Here is an 18,048-nt window from a genome sequence, read left to right on the forward strand (position 1 = left end):
AACTGTGTTTATTTTCGCTACTACTGTACCGTCGCTGTTAATTTAATCTTCCCACCTTCTTTGGCTAACTCCATCTTTTCCAAACTTACACCCATTTGGGCAATTTGGGTTAAAAAGTTTGCTAAAACGGCATAGTTTTGATGTTGTGCAATAATCTGAAATTGCTCACCCACTTGCTGCGAGGCAACCGAAAGCCCTTGTTGTTGTGCTACACGTTGAATTTTATCTGCGGTGGTTAAAGCCAAGTCATCTGCAGGCTTCATAGTCACCACATTACTTTGCATCCAAACCACAAGATCTTTCATCTGATTTAAACGTGCTTGCTGTTTTTCGGCAGCTTTATGGGTGTACCACAATGCCGCACCCACAATTGCCACAGTGACAAAAATCGTAGTGAAAATAACCATGACACGTTCACGTGGTGATATTTTTTCTAAATTATCTGCGATTTTCTCAGACCATATATCCAGTCGATTTTGCACATTTTCCATTGTTTTCATTATTGTATCTTCACCAAACCAACGACAGATGCACCTTGCGTCTGAACATTACCTAATTCCGCTTTAAAGCCCTGTTGATTCAGTTGCGTTACCAAGGTCTGTAAGCCTTCAGCATTTTTCGCCACCAGATCCATATTTAACACAGCTGTATCATAATTCACACGACTGGCAATGATCTGATGTTGCATCAGAATAGGCCCAACACGGCTGAGTAATTGTAAAGCTTGCGTATTGGCACTCTGACTAAGTGCTAATTTATTTTTAAACTGACGCTCTACAGACTCTTCTGTAATCCGTTGCTCATTTGGAAACCACTTTTTGTACTGATCCACTGCAATTAAAGCAGTTTGATCCGCAACTTTCTTTAGTTTAATCCAACGCAAAGCATCATAACTCAATTGCGCAATGATCAACACAACCACCAATACTGCACAGGCTTGCCAATAACGAGAAACACCTTGATTGGCTTGCTTGGCTTTTGGCAATACATTATAAGGATGTTGTTTAGTTTTTTTGATTTCACTAAATTGATAATCAAAAGGCTCACGTTGATCCGCTGTAGCAATGGCAAATAAGCTGACCGCTTGCTCATCTGTCAATCCACTATATAGATAATTTTTTTCTCGATCAGCAAAATCTAAATATACACTGATATCATCAATCGAATTACCAAGAAACTCACCTTCTCGAACCAATAATTGCCCATTGATATTGGCCAAAATCGTCTGTCCAGCTTCTGGTGCGGGCAGCATCAAAAAGTCAGGTAATAAAGATACGATTTTTAACGGAATCAATGACAAGGAATGCTGCATTGTTGTGACAGCATATTGATGAATCCCCAATATTGAAACCTGATCCGGTTGTTGAAAGTATGAAAACACTTTCATCTGATCAATCGGCAAAATCACATATTCTTCTAATAAATATTTGACACCATCTACACCCAATTGTTTATATTGAGTTTTACTAAATTTCTGTTGAAGAATTTGCACTTCACGACTGGGGAAGAAAACCACAGCTTCTTCACCTTGGTAAAGTTTAATATCTTGTATTAATTGTTCTAGGGTCGAAGATTTAGTCCAATCACTTCCTCGAGACCACTGCCAAACCCCATTGGCTTCAGGCATCCATAAGTACAACATTTATCGTTTTCTGCCGTTAAGTTCTTTTAACAATGCTTTTATACAGTTGGAATAAAGGCTTTATCTTGTGTAGATAGACCATTTGCAATCACAGTTTGCTCATAGATACGAGCCTCTGCTAAGGCAAAAGGATTAAAATGTTCATGTGTCAACTGTTCAGCAATATGTGCAACAACATTCATATGACATACCACAACAATACGTTCAAATGGCAATTGTGACAACCACTCGATTGCTAATTTTGCATCATCATCTGGCTTTATTTTATCACAGACTAATACTGATACATCTGGGAAGTAAGTCTGTATGTGCGCCAATGTTTCTTGTGCTCTCAATAAAGTACTTACAACAAATACATCAGGCTGTACGTTTTGTTTTAAAAAATTAGCCGTTTGTTCTGCTTGTAAATGCCCGCGTTGTGTTAAAGGTCGTTTACTGTCCACCCCATTGACGGGTGGAGCTGCTTCACCATGACGCACCAAAGTCAGTTGCATAAGATTTCCTTTTAAATATTGCACTGATTATAACGAGGCTTTGTTACAAATCCATCTCTAAAGCTTGAAATATTGTCCTAACAACATGCCATTAAACTTCGTTATGTGGAAGGACAAACTCTACATCACTACGATGCCCATTCTTCATTAAAGAAACAGCAATATTGAGTGGTGGTGCACCGTCAAAAATAACCTCATACAACGCAGTTGTAATTGGCATATAGACATCCAACTCCTTTGCACGTGCATTGACTTGTACAATGGTATTGATCCCTTCAGCGGTTTGACCCAGTTCAGATGTTGCTTGTTCCAGTGTCTTTCCAGAACCCAAGGCAAAACCAACTTGATAATTTCGGCTCAACGGGCTATTACAGGTCGCAAAAAGATCACCAACACCAGACAAGCCTAAGAAGGTTAAAGGATTTGCACCCAACTTAACTGCAAAGCGGCTCATTTCAGCCAAGGCACGGGTTAAAATCATACTCTTGGTATTTTCACCGACTTTATAAGCTGCCGCCATTCCCATTGCAACAGCATAAATATTTTTAAGTGCCCCCCCCAATTCGACACCATGCACATCGTCACTGCCAAATACTCGAAACAAGGCACTATGCAGTGCTTGTTGTACGGCATAACGTACTAACTCACTATCACTGGCAATCACTGTACCCGCAGGTTGTCCTGCAACAATTTCTTTGGCTAAATTTGGCCCTGAAAGAACACCATAAGGAACTTCAGGAAGCTCCTCACGAATGATGTCACTCATAAAACTAAAGGTTTTTGCTTCAATCCCTTTGGTTAATGAAACAACGGCTTGCGCACTGATAAAAGGTTTAATTTGACGTAAAACATCACGAAAAGAATGACTTGGAATTGCGACCAGAATAATATCGCGATCACGCACTGCATCTTCTAGATTTGACTCAGCACGTAAGCCCGTCTCCAATTGAAAATCAGGTAAATAGCGTTTATTTACATGGGTTGCATTAATTTCGGCAGCTATACTTTCATCACGAATCCAAATCATGGTGTCGCAACCATTACGTACTGCTGTATTTGCCATTGCAGTACCAAAACTACCGCCACCCAGTACAGTCACTCGTAATGCTGTTTTCTGACCCAAAACAATAGGTTCAACTAAATCTTTAAATTGTAAATCCGACATTTATTGTTATCCTAAAATGCTTATCCTAATAACCCAATGATTTTTTCAATCTGAAAATATCAATATTTTTTTGACTCAAGCTTGCCAAAAATGAACATATTGTGTTGTTTCAACCTCTGCACGCGAGGCAATCGCTTTTGCCGCTGTGCCAACATAAATAATGCCTGAAATTAAATCTCGCTCAGCTAAACCCAATGCTGATTTTAATAATTTAGATTCAACAACAGCCCCACTCCGCCACATTGTTGCGAAACCTTGTGCCTGCATCGACAATAAAAAGTTTTCAATTGCTGCCCCTGAACTCAGCGTTTGTTCAAAAAAAGGCACTTTAGGGTGGTCTTGGAATTTAGTCACAGCAAGTACTAAAATAGGTGCTCTAAAAGGATGAAGTTTTACTCGTTCAACTTGGGCTGGATCTAATTCACCTAAGTCAGCAATAGATTGTGCCAGTAATGCGCCAAATGCTTCACGTTGTTCAACATCCACTACAATAAATTGTGTTGGCTTTAAACGATGATGATCGGGTGCTGTTAAAGCGGCTTTAAATGCAATATTCAGTTGTTCGTGTGAAGGTGCTGGTTCAACCAAATGACCGACTGATTGACGTTGATGAATATTGTCATGTACTGCTTTGAAATTTAAATCTGACATTGACCTATCTATTATCTAGTTAATTTCACTTGTTTCAAGATTAGCATAATCTAAAATCATTAAGCTATCTCCAACAAAATTTACTTAGCATCTGTCAATAATGCATACAACTTATTGTTAGGTTATCAATGATCATGATTGCTCACAAAAAAAATGCCTTCAATACCCTGTGGCTTTAAAAATAAAGCCAAATCATCAATAAACTCAAAAAAAACTGCAAAATTTATACATGTTTCTCAATATTTAGCCCACATTCTATGCTCAAATTATAACTAATTTAAAAGCACTATCTTTTTAATTTTTAGTACAGGAATTTGAGAATCAATATGAATAAATTAACAACGATCACTTTACTTGCTAGTTCAGCATTACTCTTCACAGCATGTGCATCAAATCCAACACAAACTTTAGCGATTCAAAAAGCAGATAACCAGTATGAAGTTACTGGCTTAGGTAAAGATCAAATTACGGCAAAAAACAATGCCATTACTGCAGCAAACAAGGCTTGTGGTAAAAAAGGTGCGCCCGTCTTGGTTGATGAAAAAACTGAATACCATGGCAGCTTAAAAGGTGTAGTCGATGAACAAACTGGAAAAATGATCACTGCAGCAGCAGGCGTATTAGGTTCAGTGATGGGCAAAAATTACGGTATTGAAAAAGATACTGACTATCAAACAACTCTGACCTTTAGCTGTAAAGCAAGTTAATCCGTTTAGTCTTCTAAATTAAAAATAGCCATTAAAAAACCCACTTTAAATAAGTGGGTTTTTTACGCACAATCCGATAAAGAAACAAAAAACCTAGCAATAACCTTCTAGTCGAGTTAAAGGCAATTTTTGTCCAATCGCTTTCTCAATAGTCGGTAAATTAAATGCATCATCTTCAGATAAGAAACTAATACTCACACCCTGCGTACCTGCACGACCTGTACGCCCAATACGATGTACATAATCATCTGACTGTTCAGGTAAAGTGAAATTCACCACATGAGATACGCCATCAACATGGATACCACGACCCGCAACATCTGTTGCGATCATAATATTATGTTGACCATTTTTAAATTGATCCAACATTTTCAAACGTTTATCTTGCGCTATTTCACCAGATAGCATCACCACCTTATAACCATCAGCTTTTAAATGGTCATAAAGTTTACGAACTTGATCACGCCGATTGGCAAAGATCATCACTTTTTCAATGGGTTCATCTGCCAAAATTTCACGTAATAATCGATATTTATCTTTCTTTTCGACCACATATACACGTTGTTCCACATCAGCATTGGTTTTCTTTTCAGGCTCAATTTCTACTGTAACTGGCTCACATAACCATTGTTGTGCAAGATTGAGAACATCATAGCTAAATGTTGCCGAGAACATTAACGTTTGACGCTGTTCTTTACGTGGAGAAAAACGCACAATCCGTTTAACTGATGGAATAAAGCCCATATCTAATAAACGGTCAGCTTCATCAATCACTAAAAATTCAATTTGATCTAACCAAACTTCTTTTTGTTCGGTGAAATCGATTAAACGACCCGGGGTTGCTACTAAAATATCGACAAAACCTTGATCCAATTGCTTTCTTTGTTTATCAAAATCTACACCACCAACCAAAGTCACGACATTTAGATTGGTATATTTGACCAAATCCTTTGCATCATTTTCAATTTGAATTGCCAGTTCACGTGTTGGCGCAAGAATCAATGCACGTGGCTCGCCCCGGAAACGTTGTTCTTGAATTGGGTTTGTGAGCAAATCATTAATAATACTGACTAAAAATGCTGCTGTTTTACCTGTGCCGGTTTGAGCACGACCAATCGCATCATGACCTGCTAAAGTATATTTCAATACTTTTTGCTGAATTGGGGTCATTTCTTTAAACCCTAAAGCATCAATCGCTTGTTTAAGTTGCGGATGTAAATTAAGGGTTTCGAAACCTGATGACATAAATACGAGCTCTAACTGTAGACACTTTTAATTGCGCCCATTATAAACAAAAAACGCCCCAATTTATAAGAAATTGGAGCGCCACTTAAATTTTAAAAATTTAAGATTAGTCTAAAGGCTGAACTTCTTCAGCTTGAAAACCTTTTTGACCTTGCACAACACTGAATTCAACGCGTTGACCGTCACGAAGTGAACGATGACCGTCACCTTGGATAGCACGGAAATGAACGAATACGTCATCACCGCCTGCGCGTTGGATAAAGCCGAAGCCTTTAGTGTCGTTGAACCATTTAACTACGCCTTGTTCACGAGCTGTCATAAGTTAATCCTCAGTTATTAAGAAAAAGGGACCACCCGGTGTTGCAAACAGCAGAGCAAACAAAGTTTTAAAATATTTTCTAATTTCAAAGCTTGTAATCATTCTGTAAAACTATTAACAAAATCCCGGTTACATCCATCTTGTAATAGGGTTTCAAAACAAGAATTGTTTCTGATAAATCCTAAATACGCAACGAGCTTAACATGGGTTTATGACAATTAATAGAATTTTTTTTGATAATTATTTTCGATATCAAGCGTGTTTTTTAAACAGCTTCACGATTATTTTTTATTTGTTGAAGAATTTTCCAATTTTTGTTGGGGTGTTTCAATAAACTTGGTAAAATATGCGTTCCATCACCCTATTGTTACCTTGCCAAAAAATGAATGAAACTTTAGGTCAGACAACTATTGAAATAAATTGTATGGGCAAACCCTGCCCAATGCCTCTATTAATGTTAAAACGTGAACTAAAAAGAGCATTGCCTAATCAAATATTTCTCTTAATGTCCTCTGATCCGCACAGCGAAATTGACATTACTCGTTATTGCGAGATCAATAAGATAACTTGCCAATTGACTAAACGATCAGAGCATGAATTTCATTACTTAATTGAATCTTAATTATTTTCGATTCAAATTATTTTTTGCAAATTTGCATATATTTTTACATTTCGATACCCAAATTTCCTTACTTATGTACAATATTCGAATTAAGATGAATACATTAGCTATACAACGAAATTCCTATAAGGAGAACCCATGAGTGACAGCAGCAATCAGTTGATGCCCCTGTCCTTATCTGCACCAGGTGTTAACTTAGGTGCTTATATCAGCACCGTAAATCAGATTCCAATCTTGACAGCTGAACAAGAAAAAGAGTTAGCTGATCGCTATTTTTACGATCAAGATTTAGATGCTGCGAAAATGTTAGTGATGTCTCACTTACGTTTTGTGGTGCATATTGCGCGCAGTTATGCGGGCTATGGTTTGCCACAAGGTGATTTAATTCAAGAAGGTAATCTCGGTTTAATGAAAGCAGTCAAACGCTTTGACCCGAATATGGGTGTACGTTTGGTGTCTTTTGCTGTGCACTGGATTAAGGCTGAAATTCATGAATATGTGATTCGCAATTGGCGTATTGTCAAAATTGCGACCACCAAAGCGCAACGTAAATTGTTTTTTAATTTACGTAGCCTAAAAAAATCGAGTAAAAAACTCACACTTGAAGAAGCAAAATCGATTGCCAACGACTTAAATGTAACACCTGAACAAGTCTTGGAAATGGAAGGTCGTTTAACTGCTTATGATGCTGCATTTGAAGCTCAAGGCGATGACGATGACGAAGGCTCAACCCATGTTGCACCAGCACTTTATCTTGAAGATAACCGCTATGATCCTGCCCGTTTAGTCGAAGAAGAAGATTACGAAGAACAAAGTACATCAGCTTTGCATAATGCCATGGAACAGTTAGATGATCGCTCACGCAACATCTTACAGCGCCGTTGGTTAGATGATGATAAATCGACCTTGCATGAACTGGCTGCAGAGTACAATGTATCTGCTGAACGTATTCGTCAGTTAGAAAAAAATGCTATGGACAAAATTAAAGTTGCCATGTCATCCAACTAAATCTTCAAAACTGTCTACATACAAAATAAAATTTAAATTTTCAATAAAAGGGCGACATGCCCTTTTATTTTGCCAGATATTTTTGTCAAATCTTTATTCTTAATAGATTTTGCCTTTAATCCCGCTTTGAAATTGTGTTAATGTTATGCGCAAATTAATGCAGATGACTGGCTTATGTGGATTGCAATTTCAGCACTGAATTTAGCGCTTGCAGTAATCTTAGGTGCATTTGGCGCACATGGTTTAAAAGCTCATGCAACTGAAGCTCAGTTGGTATGGTGGCAAACAGCAACCGATTATTTTTTCTACCATGCACTAGGTCTATTGGCATTGGCGATTCTCGGTAAAGTCATTCCACAACTTCCAATCAAAGCTAGCTTCTTACTCATCCAAATCGGTATTTTATTTTTCTGCGGTTCGCTTTATGTCATGGCACTAGGTTTACCACGAGGTTTAGGTGCTATTACACCCATTGGTGGAGCACTCATGATTGCAGGTTGGCTAGTTCTTGCATGGAACGCATTGAAATACGCTAAATAAATTTATTTTGATTTTAGACCTCACAATTTGCGCAATCGAATGGAATGTATATGCAAATTTTCTTAAATGGTGAGCCTCAAGAAACCGCTTGCCAAAATCTTTTACAACTGGTTCAGGAACTTTCACTCGAAGGTAAACGCTTTGCCGTAGAAATGAATGAAATGATCATTTCAAAAAGTAAACTTGAACTTACCCCTATTACTGAAAAAGACCGTATTGAAATCATTCACGCTGTCGGTGGCGGCTAATTTGGAGCTCTCCCATGCTAGATTTTCCTACTGAAAACTCCCCTCTTATTATCGGTTCTCGTACTTTTCAATCACGCCTTCTTGTTGGTACGGGTAAATACAAAGATATGCAAGAAACTGATTTAGCAATTCAAGCCAGTGGCGCTGAAATTGTGACTGTTGCGATTCGCCGAGTAAATATTGGGCAGAATCCAGATCAACCCAACTTACTGTCGATACTTCCTCCTGAAAAATATACCATTTTACCAAACACAGCCGGTTGTTTTGATGCCAATAGCGCAGTACGTACTTGTATGCTTGCACGTGAACTTTTAGATGGTCATAACTTGGTCAAATTGGAAGTATTAGGTGATGAGAAAACCCTTTATCCCAATATAACAGCAACACTTGATGCTGCTCGCACATTGATTGAAGATGGCTTCGAAGTGATGGTGTATACATCAGATGACCCTATTGTCGCCCAAGAACTCGAAAGCATGGGTTGTGTTGCGATTATGCCTTTAGGTAGCTTGATTGGTTCTGGTCTAGGCATTTTAAATCCACATACTATTTCAATTATTAAAGAAAATGCCAAAGTGCCAGTTTTGGTTGATGCTGGTGTAGGTACTGCGAGCGATGCCGCAATTGCAATGGAACTAGGTTGCGATGGTGTACTCATGAATACCGCGATTGCCGCTGCACAGCATCCAGTTTTAATGGCATCAGCAATGAAGAAAGCGGTTGAAGCTGGACGTGAAGCGTATTTGGCGGGTCGTATGCCACGTAAACGTATGGCAAATGCAAGCTCACCTGAAACAGGTTATTTCTTTAAATAATAGTTTGAATTGCCTAAAAGGATTTTCCGAAGTACTTTTAGGCTCAAAATATCTTGATACATTCATTGAGAGAGATCATGACTAAAATAATAAATACCACCCTTCTCCTGATCGCTTATTCATCGCTAAGTTTTGCAAATCAACCTTCCAACTCATTACAAAAATTTATTCCAAATAATTGGGAAATTCTTGCTCAAGCAGAGGGTGATTTGAATCAGGATGGTAGACAGGATATTGCTATCATCATTCAACCCAAAAATAAAAACCAGCACAATCGAAAGCTATTAGTGCTGTTTCGAAAAGATCAACAATTACAACTCAAGCTAAGTCGGCAAATTTCTAACTGGACCTATCGTTCAGAAGAACTCTGTATCGAAGATGCTTTAGATGATTCTACGTTGACGATAGAAAATCAACGCTTAGATGTGTTATTCAATACCATGTCATCTTGTAGCAATACATATGGCTTGATGTATACCTATGGGTTTAAACTGAAGAACAATCAATTCCACCTCATTGGATTTGATGTTTATGATTTAGATAAAATTAGTGGCAAACTAAAAGAAACCAGCCTTAACTTTCTAAGCAACAAAGCCAAAGTAACCACAACTCCAAATATCTTTGCACAAGTTGAAACGCCAGCCAAAATTGTTTGGAAAACACTGAGAACTTCGACAGGCTATACTTTGGAAAATATCCCTTGGGATAGTGAAGAATTTATTCATAACTTTAGCGTTAAATTTATTGGAGAAAAATAATGAAAAACAAAACTGGGTTACTTTTATTTTGTACATTAACAATATGCTCAGCTTTGGTTTGGGCAGACACCAATACCAAAGCTGACTATCAATCATTTGTCCCCAAAAACTGGAAAGTACTGAGTAAAGCACAAGGTGATTTAAATGGTGATCAACAAGCGGATCTTGCTTTAATTATTGAAAATACAGATCCAAAAAATATTGTGACAAATGAGGGATTAGGTAATCCTCAGCTGAATTTAAACAATCGAAAGTTATTAATTTTATTTAAAGGCCCTCAAGGCTATCGTCTTATTGCAAGTAATTCCTTGCTTCCTACTGAGGGAGATCAAGAATCACCCTGTCTTACTGACCCTTTAGGTGAAAGCGATCCACTCAACATCAAAAATGGATTAGTTAAAATTAATTTACATTATTGGCTCAGTTGCGGTTCATGGTCTGTCTATAACAACGCTTTTACTTTTCGTTATCAAAACCAGTCTTTTAAACTAATTGGTTACGATACAGATTACTTCCATCGCGCTTCTGGTGAAACCAGTGCGAAAAGTATCAATTTTCTAACAGGTAAAATTAAAAATACTACGGGAGGTAGTGCGTTTGAAAATCAGGATCAAGCTAAGCAAGTTTCTTGGTCTAAATTAAAGAACAGTTATTCACTTAAACTTGAGCAGATTAATTTTAAAGACTACGGTGAATTTGAATAGAACACTTTTCACATCTACCAACGATTCATAAAGCTGGGGAAGAATGTATGGAAGATGCTCTGTATCTTCCATACAAAAGCAATAAGGCCAACACTCCCCCACAAAAGTAAACTAAACTACTTCGCTCCAACTCGGCTGGGTTGACTTTAAGTATTAGATTCAATAATCAAGCTCGACATTTTGATTTATATATTTTTAATCTATCCAGCAATGTATAAATTTTAAAATCCATTGTTTAAAATACGGATTTTAACATCAGCAACATGCTCTTTTACTTCAAGTTGATAAGCTTGCATATGCTCAGTTTGCAAGTGTGCATTGAGAAGCTCAATACTTTCCCACTTTTCAAGCATCACAATCAAATCACAATCCTTGATTTGATAACTTACATCAACATCAGCGTCAACCAATAACTGATAGCCATGACAACCTTGCTCTTGTAATACTGTTGGGGTGATTTTCTTAAATGCTTGGATAATTTTATCTTTGTGTAATCCATTTGGATATGCGCGGATATCAGCCACAATGGTCAACATTTTAAACTCCTTAAATTTTTAAATGAGATATTCAAAATACCAATTAATTTAAGCAAAAAGCTGCTGCAAATGCTGGCGATATGCTTGTTCATATTGCGCAATTTGCGGTGCTTTAATCACATCATTGACAATAAATGTTTCTAAGCTTTCCATCCCTAAAAATTGATTGGCTTTATGAAAAGGTAAATAAACACCATCTACACCAGCACCATGGAAAAATTGCTCAGGATCATCAAACGCTTGTAAGGGTGCATTCCAAGTTAATGACAACATATATTTTTTCCCCTGAATTAAACCACCTGAACCATATTTCTTGGCAGTATTAGAACGGCTACGACCATCATTGGCATATAAACGGCCATGACCAGTGGTAAAAACATCATCAATATATTTTTTCATGGTCCAAGGTGCACCCATCCACCAACCTGGCATTTGATAGATCACTACATCAGCCCAGAGATATTTCTCCACTTCTTCTTGAGCATCGTAATTTGCATCAGTACGTGTCACCTTTACACTATGCCCCAAATCGGTAAGTACTGCTTTACCCAAGTCAGTCAGAGTATCGTTTAATTCACCCTTTGAATGTGCAAACTGTTTTGCACCATTTACGATTAAGATATTACTCATTGTTTACCTATGTTTTGCCAATACGTTTGATTTATGGCGCAACTATAGAGCTTATTTTTATTGCAAAAAACGTAAAAATAAACAAAACATTATTGACTAAAAATCAACAATAAATATCTAATTCTTTCTACTTCTGCCCATTTCACTTTAATCAATTCAATAAAAAAGCACCCGTAGGTGCTTTGTAGCTCTATTCCACTATACTTAAGGAATTAAACCTTCATCACGCATTGCAATCTGTACAGATTGACGTTCAGCAACTTTATTACGTAATGCCACAATATTGGTAAATGGAGTTAGATCATGATGAATTGAATTCGACCAATTTGTCAGTACAAACAAGTACGCATCAGCAGGACCAAAGCGGTCATTAACCAAATAATCGTATTCAGACTCGGCAAGATAGTCATCTATATATTTCAACATCTTATCTATGGTTGCATAGCCACGTACTTTTTCATCTTCAGTGATTGCTGGATCAAAGAAGACAGCATATTCATCATGCAACTCTGAGTTTAAATAACCCAACCATTCTAAAACTTTAGCACGTCCCAAACCTGATGGTGGGATCAAATCTTGTTTAGGATCGTGTTGTGCAATAAAAGGCAGTACTGCAACATTTTCAGTTAAAAGTAACCCTGGATTGATTTCTAATGCGGGTACATAGCCTTTTGGATTGATTTCGTAATAATCTGCGCCCTTTTCTGTTTTATGCGTTTTTAAATCAACACGTTCTAGATCAAAATCAACATTAATTTCGTTGAGTAAAATATGGGCCGCTAAAGAACATGCACCTGGTGAATAATATAATTTCATATCTAATCCTTGTTATATGACTGTTTAAGTTGTAAATGGCTCAGATCACAATTTCAAGTCGTAAAACATAAAATTGCAAAAAGCATAAATTTATAAAATCAGCTATAACTTGAATATTCAACAAAATGAAGACTTTTTCAAGTCAAAGTTAACTGCTTTTTCACTAAGAGATGTTTTAACATACGCATCTTTAAAGAATGATGAAAGGTTTGTAGTGATTAGTCTAAAAAAAGCGGAATGGTTTTCCAATATTCGTACAGATGTACTTGCTGGAATGGTCGTGGGCTTAGCACTTATTCCTGAATCAATTGCTTTTTCTGCAATTGCAGGTGTAGATCCACAAGTTGGTCTGTATGCATCATTTTGTATTGCAGTGAGCATTGCTTTCTTCGGTGGACGTACTGCAATGATTTCCGCAGCCACAGGCGCGATGGCATTGCTCATGGTTACCCTCGTCAAAGATCACGGTTTACAGTATTTATTTGCCACCACAATTTTGACTGGAATTATTCAGATTCTTGCTGGCTATTTTAAAGTTGCAAAGCTGATGCGTTTTGTTTCACAGTCTGTCGTCTATGGTTTTGTTAATGCATTGGCCATTCTCATCTTTGTGGCACAGATTCCTGAATTACAACGTATGGATCTGACGGCTTATCTATTTGTCGCCTTTGGCTTAGGGTTGGTTTATCTTTTTCCCTATATTCCCAAAATCGGTCAACTCATTCCCTCACCCTTAGTGTGCATTATTGTACTAAGTTTAGTTGCCTTATTTTTGGGTTCGGATATGCGTACAGTTAGTGATTTAGGAAAATTTCCAGACACTTTACCACTATTTCTGATTCCAGACATTCCACTTAACGTGGATACCTTAAAAATTATTTTTCCTTATGCCATCACTTTAGCCACCGTGGGTTTACTCGAAACCATGATGACAACTACAATTGTTAATGAAGTGACGCAAACTGAAGGTGATCGTCATAAAGAATGTCGTGGTCAAGGCATCGCCAATATGGTCAGTGGATTTATGGGAGGGATGGCAGGTTGTGCCATGATTGGGCAATCAATTATCAATGTATCTTCTGGCGCACGAACTCGCCTATCGACCTTGATTGCTGGTATTTTTTTACTGTGTTTAGTGGTCTTTTTAAAAGAATGGCTGTCTTATATTCCAATGGCTGCACTTGTGGCAATTATGATTATGGTGGCTTTTACTACATTCAACTGGGATTCAGTCAAAAACTTTTCAAAACATCCCAAACAAAGCAATAGCGTGATGCTTGCGGTGGTGGTCATTGTACTAATGACGCATAATTTAGCTTTAGGTGTATTGGTTGGTGTACTTTTATCTGCACTTTTCTTAGTCAATAAATTAGAAAATGCAGTGCGTGTCCAGTCTCATCTATTGAACAGCACGACCCGTAAATATCAAATTTTTGGGCAAATTTTCTTTAGCAGTTCAGACAAATTCTTTCAGTTTTTCGATTTTAATGAATCTATTGATCATGTCATTATCGATTTAACTCATGCCCATATATGGGATATTACCTCTGTCAGTATGCTCAATCAGGCACAGAACAAGTTTCTGCAAAATAACATTCAGGTTGAAATTATAGGGATGAATGAAGCAAGTCGAAGCTTAGTTGATCAATTTAGCGCGGTAAAATAAACATCTTTATTTTTCTTAAGGCAGTGATGCTAAGTGTTTAATACAAGTAAAGAACAATAGCCAAAATGGTAATCGCAATACATTGTATCACTGCCAAATTTCTAAGGAATTTAATCATCGTAAACGACATCCATTATAAAAATAATCCATTATTTATCGAATATAACCGATATTTTGCTTTTAAATTGTGATTTTTATCTACTAAAATTTGAATATTTACTTAACCAGTCTCAATAACCTTATCTCAAAAAGTTAACTTGATCTCAATAAATTGACTTTAGACATCATTTGATACTCATTTAGCGCGTTAAAACTCGATTGTAATAAACTGAATATTCATTTCTAATCACTTTGGGTCTGTTGACAATTCGTCTATGTTTGCGACTACGAATATTTTTAGATGATACTAGGCGCGAAATACGAAATTTAGTCATTCTAAATGATGAGAAACATCGTTTCGCAAGGTAACGACGTAGAGGCAAAAAACACGCTAGTCCCCGCTGCGCCTTGCGCTGCAAACAAAGCAGTGCTTTGTTCTTGCTCAGGGTTGTGGTTAAAATTATCTCAGCCTTCATTATGAAACTTGAAAATAGTCTCGCTATTCTCTTCATGCTTTACGACGTATACGTCTCATGCTCAATTTTAACCTACAACGCAAGCCATTTATGAAATATCAACAGACCCTTATTAAATACTAAAAATACCTATTATCAGGTATAGATAAAGTCACCAATATCTGAAAAACTAAGTCCAATAGACATGGGCGAGTTTTTTACATCATGAACAATGAGTTAAGTTTACCTGTTCCAGTTATCATCGTAGAAGACGAGCCTCTTATACAAAAAAGACTGACTGACATATTAATTAATCTTGGATACTCAATTTCAGATTTACGTTTTGCCCAAAGTTTAGCTCAAGCCAAAGAACAACTCAGTATACATTCAGCTTCATTTGCATTGGTTGATTTAGGCTTGCCTGATGGAAATGGAATTGAGTTTATTGAAATTTTAAAAAACTATGATCCAACCATCATGATTTTAGTGATCTCAGCTTGGAGCACTGAAGATGCCATTCTCAATGCATTAAGTGCAGGTGCAACAGGCTATGTTTTGAAAGAAAGAGATGACTTGGAAGTTTCTCTTTCGATTAAAAGTGTTTTACGTGGTGGGGCCCCTATTGATCCATTTATTGCCCAAAAAATTTTAAAACAACTACATTTTAATGAGAAAAATAATTCAAATAAAACATCGCCCATTCAGAAGGTAATGGATCAGGACAGTGTATTATCCAAAAGAGAATTGGGAATTTTAGAACTAGTTTCTCAAGGCTTAAGCAATAAGGAAATTGCAGATCAACTCAATTTATCCCGTTATACCGTTGAATCTCATATTAAACATATTTATCGGAAACTTGCGGTATGCAACAGAGCCAAAGCCATCGATACAGCACGCAACTTAGGATTACTCGACTAATTCTAAAGTTAATCGGGCTTTTCGGTCTTATCCTAAGTTTGACACAACATTTTGCTTTTGCTGGTGCTCTCTTAACAGCTCAGCCCAATGCAACAGATGCAGTCTGCTATTTTCAAATCCAAAGTATACAAGTTGTCAAAGCGCTTCCAAATCTGGAACAAGTTCCCCAGCGGGGATGGGAAGTAGTCAAACTACCCGATGACTGGGAAACGCGCTGGAAAAACTACACAGGCGCTGCTTGGTATAAAATCAAATGGCAATATCAGTGTGATCAGGAAAATCAACCTGTCGCTTTATTGATTGAACGAATCAATATTGCAGGAGCTGTCTATAGCAATAATGAACTGTTATGGAAAGACAAATCCTTAGTAGAGCCATTGTCTAGAAGTTGGAATATGCCAAGGTATTGGGTACTCCCTGCGACATCTATTCAAAACCAGCAAAATGAAATTTTAGTCCGTGTTGTAGGGGTTGCATCACAACATTCAGGCCTAGGAAAAATTAAATTTGGTCAGGCCGAAGATATCGCCAATCAACAGGATCAGTTGGTTTTTGAACGGCGAACTTTATTTTTTATCAATATTATTATTACCTTTGTGGTGGGAACTACAGGTTTTACCATTTGGCTATTTCGACGCCAAGAAAAAGCCTTTGGGTGGTTTGGTTTAACTTCATTTTTATGGGTATTGTTTGCCTATAATATTATTTCGACCATTCCTATTCCTTTTACCGACAGTATCTTAACAGCACGTCTAAATCTGGTGTTTTTAGTTGGATATACCTATTGCCTCTGTTTATTTGCTTGGCGTTTTGCCAATCGCCATTATCCGTATTTAGAACGTTTACTTTTAGTAACTTCTACAATCGCAATTGCGGCATTGCTGTTGACACCGATCAATTATCTAGAACGTAGCTTATCCTCTGTCTTTTTCTATTCTGGCATGGTATTTATTTTTAACTGCTTGTTTTTCCAGTGGATTGCTTTTAAACGTAGAAAGATGGACATTCTCCTGCTTGCGTTTATTTTCCTTATCTATTTACTTATTATTGTTCATGATTTTTATAGCATGATCCATCATCTGGATCAAACGCTCTATTGGACGCCATTGGCCGCACCAATTACCAGCTTAGCGATTTCGTTTATCTTGGCTTATCGTATTTCGCAAAATGTTGGACGTATTGAAAAATTTAATCAGACGCTTGAAGAAACTATTGAAAAAGTCACGTTTGACTTAGAACAATCTTTAGATAAAAAATACCAACTCGAAATTGATAATATGCGGTTGCAAGAGCGTCTAAACCTGTCCCATGAATTACATGATGGACTGGGTGGTTCAATTGTTCGCTCGATGATTATACTGGATCACAGTGAACATATTGAAAAACAACAAGTGATCTCTATGTTTAAACTGTTAAGAAATGACTTACGCCAAGTGATTGACTCAGGAAGCAGTGCTGGGGCAAAAATACCAGAAAGTCCAGTGATGTGGGTTGCGCCATTGCGTCATCGTTTTATACAAATTTTCGAAGAAATGGAGATTGAATCGACTTGGATTTTTGCAGAAAAATGGAAACATAAACCGCTTGCATTGATTTGTTTAACCTTTTCTCGTGTCGCAGAAGAAGCCTTAACCAATATTGTAAAACATAGCCATGCAACTGATGTCGAAGTTTCATTGGTTGAAGATGAACGACAACAACTCGTTTTAACCATTCAAGACAATGGCATTGGCTTTGAAGTAGATCAAGTTCAAGCTGGCTTGCATGTGGGTTTGCAGAGTATGCAAGTGCGAGTAAAAAGAATTGGAGGTAGTTTTGAAATCCATTCTCAGCAGGGTTTTACCGTGATCCGAGCCATAATACCGTTGAAAGATAAAACTGAATGATTTGGATGGATGAAATAGAATTTCGACCAATCATTCGCTTGATCTATGAAGAGATTCAGTCTTAAATCAGTTGGTGCAATTTTTTATGTTCTATAGTTTTATAAAAGCATAAAAAAGAGAAACT

Annotated in this window: 21 protein-coding genes; 11 read left to right on the forward strand and 10 right to left on the reverse strand. The window is 37.2% G+C overall.

From position 1 onward, the window contains the following. Positions 1-20: 20 nt before the first annotated feature. The 5 genes from gspM to WFN33_RS17305 form a co-directional block, all read right to left on the reverse strand. Positions 21-500 carry a type II secretion system protein GspM gene (gene gspM / locus WFN33_RS17285; RefSeq protein ID WP_336954252.1) on the reverse strand — a complete coding sequence of 160 codons (480 nt, stop codon included), beginning with the start codon at positions 498-500 and terminating at the stop codon, positions 21-23. Continuing rightward, positions 500-1,642, reverse strand: coding sequence for a type II secretion system protein GspL (gspL, locus tag WFN33_RS17290; RefSeq protein ID WP_336954254.1), 1,143 nt, complete (start codon positions 1,640-1,642; stop codon positions 500-502). The genes gspM and gspL overlap by 1 nt, the downstream gene beginning before the upstream one ends. Before the next feature lie 38 nt (positions 1,643-1,680). Continuing rightward, on the reverse strand, positions 1,681-2,136 hold the full coding sequence (locus WFN33_RS17295; protein WP_336954255.1) for a SixA phosphatase family protein: 456 nt from the start codon (positions 2,134-2,136) through the stop codon (positions 1,681-1,683). A gap of 91 nt (positions 2,137-2,227) precedes the next feature. Then, on the reverse strand, positions 2,228-3,301 hold the full coding sequence (locus WFN33_RS17300) for an NAD(P)H-dependent glycerol-3-phosphate dehydrogenase (RefSeq protein WP_336954256.1): 1,074 nt from the start codon (positions 3,299-3,301) through the stop codon (positions 2,228-2,230). A 75-nt stretch (positions 3,302-3,376) separates the two neighbouring features. Next, positions 3,377-3,952, reverse strand: coding sequence for a nitroreductase family protein (locus tag WFN33_RS17305; protein ID WP_336954258.1), 576 nt, complete (start codon positions 3,950-3,952; stop codon positions 3,377-3,379). Positions 3,953-4,278: 326 nt separating this feature from the next. Between WFN33_RS17305 and WFN33_RS17310 the strand changes: the two genes are divergently transcribed. Continuing rightward, positions 4,279-4,659 carry a hypothetical protein gene (locus WFN33_RS17310; RefSeq protein ID WP_004719430.1) on the forward strand — a complete coding sequence of 127 codons (381 nt, stop codon included), beginning with the start codon at positions 4,279-4,281 and terminating at the stop codon, positions 4,657-4,659. A gap of 93 nt (positions 4,660-4,752) precedes the next feature. Here WFN33_RS17310 and rhlB read toward each other — a convergent pair whose 3' ends face one another. Both rhlB and WFN33_RS17320 read right to left on the reverse strand, forming a co-directional pair. Beyond that, positions 4,753-5,904 (reverse strand): ATP-dependent RNA helicase RhlB, encoded by a 1,152-nt coding sequence (gene rhlB / locus WFN33_RS17315; RefSeq protein WP_336954259.1) that lies wholly within the window; start codon positions 5,902-5,904, stop codon positions 4,753-4,755. A gap of 106 nt (positions 5,905-6,010) precedes the next feature. After that, entirely contained in the window at positions 6,011-6,223 is a 213-nt protein-coding gene (locus tag WFN33_RS17320) for a cold-shock protein (RefSeq protein WP_004822370.1), read from the reverse strand. Positions 6,224-6,605: 382 nt separating this feature from the next. Here WFN33_RS17320 and WFN33_RS17325 point away from each other — a divergent pair, with 382 nt between their 5' ends. The 7 genes from WFN33_RS17325 (at position 6,606) to WFN33_RS17355 (ending at position 10,918) form a co-directional block, all read left to right on the forward strand. Continuing rightward, positions 6,606-6,845, forward strand: coding sequence for a sulfurtransferase TusA family protein (locus WFN33_RS17325; protein ID WP_336954291.1), 240 nt, complete (start codon positions 6,606-6,608; stop codon positions 6,843-6,845). A 138-nt stretch (positions 6,846-6,983) separates the two neighbouring features. Continuing rightward, positions 6,984-7,853 carry an RNA polymerase sigma factor RpoH gene (gene rpoH / locus WFN33_RS17330; RefSeq protein WP_336954260.1) on the forward strand — a complete coding sequence of 290 codons (870 nt, stop codon included), beginning with the start codon at positions 6,984-6,986 and terminating at the stop codon, positions 7,851-7,853. Between the two features lie 174 nt (positions 7,854-8,027). Then, positions 8,028-8,393 carry a DUF423 domain-containing protein gene (locus WFN33_RS17335; protein WP_336954261.1) on the forward strand — a complete coding sequence of 122 codons (366 nt, stop codon included), beginning with the start codon at positions 8,028-8,030 and terminating at the stop codon, positions 8,391-8,393. Between the two features lie 50 nt (positions 8,394-8,443). Then, positions 8,444-8,641, forward strand: a complete 198-nt coding sequence (gene thiS / locus WFN33_RS17340; protein ID WP_336954262.1) for a sulfur carrier protein ThiS — start codon at positions 8,444-8,446, stop codon at positions 8,639-8,641. Between the two features lie 14 nt (positions 8,642-8,655). Further along, entirely contained in the window at positions 8,656-9,456 is an 801-nt protein-coding gene (locus WFN33_RS17345; RefSeq protein ID WP_336954263.1) for a thiazole synthase, read from the forward strand. Positions 9,457-9,533: 77 nt separating this feature from the next. After that, positions 9,534-10,214 (forward strand): hypothetical protein, encoded by a 681-nt coding sequence (locus tag WFN33_RS17350; protein WP_336954264.1) that lies wholly within the window; start codon positions 9,534-9,536, stop codon positions 10,212-10,214. After that, positions 10,214-10,918: a hypothetical protein gene (locus WFN33_RS17355; protein WP_336954265.1), complete on the forward strand. Its 705-nt coding sequence runs from the start codon at positions 10,214-10,216 to the stop codon at positions 10,916-10,918. Before WFN33_RS17350 ends, WFN33_RS17355 begins: the two co-directional genes overlap by 1 nt. Before the next feature lie 221 nt (positions 10,919-11,139). On the opposite strand, the gene WFN33_RS17360 is transcribed toward WFN33_RS17355, so the two are convergent. From WFN33_RS17360 to WFN33_RS17370, 3 genes are all read right to left on the reverse strand, one after another. Continuing rightward, complete coding sequence (locus WFN33_RS17360; RefSeq protein ID WP_336954266.1) at positions 11,140-11,454, reverse strand: putative quinol monooxygenase; 315 nt, start codon at positions 11,452-11,454, stop codon at positions 11,140-11,142. Positions 11,455-11,502: 48 nt separating this feature from the next. Continuing rightward, positions 11,503-12,084: an NAD(P)H-dependent oxidoreductase gene (locus WFN33_RS17365; protein WP_336954267.1), complete on the reverse strand. Its 582-nt coding sequence runs from the start codon at positions 12,082-12,084 to the stop codon at positions 11,503-11,505. A 204-nt stretch (positions 12,085-12,288) separates the two neighbouring features. Then, positions 12,289-12,900, reverse strand: coding sequence for a glutathione binding-like protein (locus WFN33_RS17370; protein WP_004719407.1), 612 nt, complete (start codon positions 12,898-12,900; stop codon positions 12,289-12,291). 214 nt (positions 12,901-13,114) lie between these two features. Between WFN33_RS17370 and WFN33_RS17375 the strand changes: the two genes are divergently transcribed. The 3 genes from WFN33_RS17375 to WFN33_RS17385 all read left to right on the forward strand — a co-directional run bounded on the left by WFN33_RS17375 (position 13,115) and on the right by WFN33_RS17385 (position 17,924). Continuing rightward, complete coding sequence (locus tag WFN33_RS17375; protein WP_336954269.1) at positions 13,115-14,566, forward strand: SulP family inorganic anion transporter; 1,452 nt, start codon at positions 13,115-13,117, stop codon at positions 14,564-14,566. A 779-nt stretch (positions 14,567-15,345) separates the two neighbouring features. Further along, complete coding sequence (locus tag WFN33_RS17380; protein WP_336954270.1) at positions 15,346-16,038, forward strand: response regulator transcription factor; 693 nt, start codon at positions 15,346-15,348, stop codon at positions 16,036-16,038. Next, positions 15,984-17,924 (forward strand): sensor histidine kinase, encoded by a 1,941-nt coding sequence (locus WFN33_RS17385; RefSeq protein ID WP_336954271.1) that lies wholly within the window; start codon positions 15,984-15,986, stop codon positions 17,922-17,924. The genes WFN33_RS17380 and WFN33_RS17385 overlap by 55 nt, the downstream gene beginning before the upstream one ends. Positions 17,925-18,048: the final 124 nt, after the last annotated feature.

Source organism: Acinetobacter sp. AS167, assembly GCF_037152175.1.
Lineage (GTDB): Bacteria > Pseudomonadota > Gammaproteobacteria > Pseudomonadales > Moraxellaceae > Acinetobacter.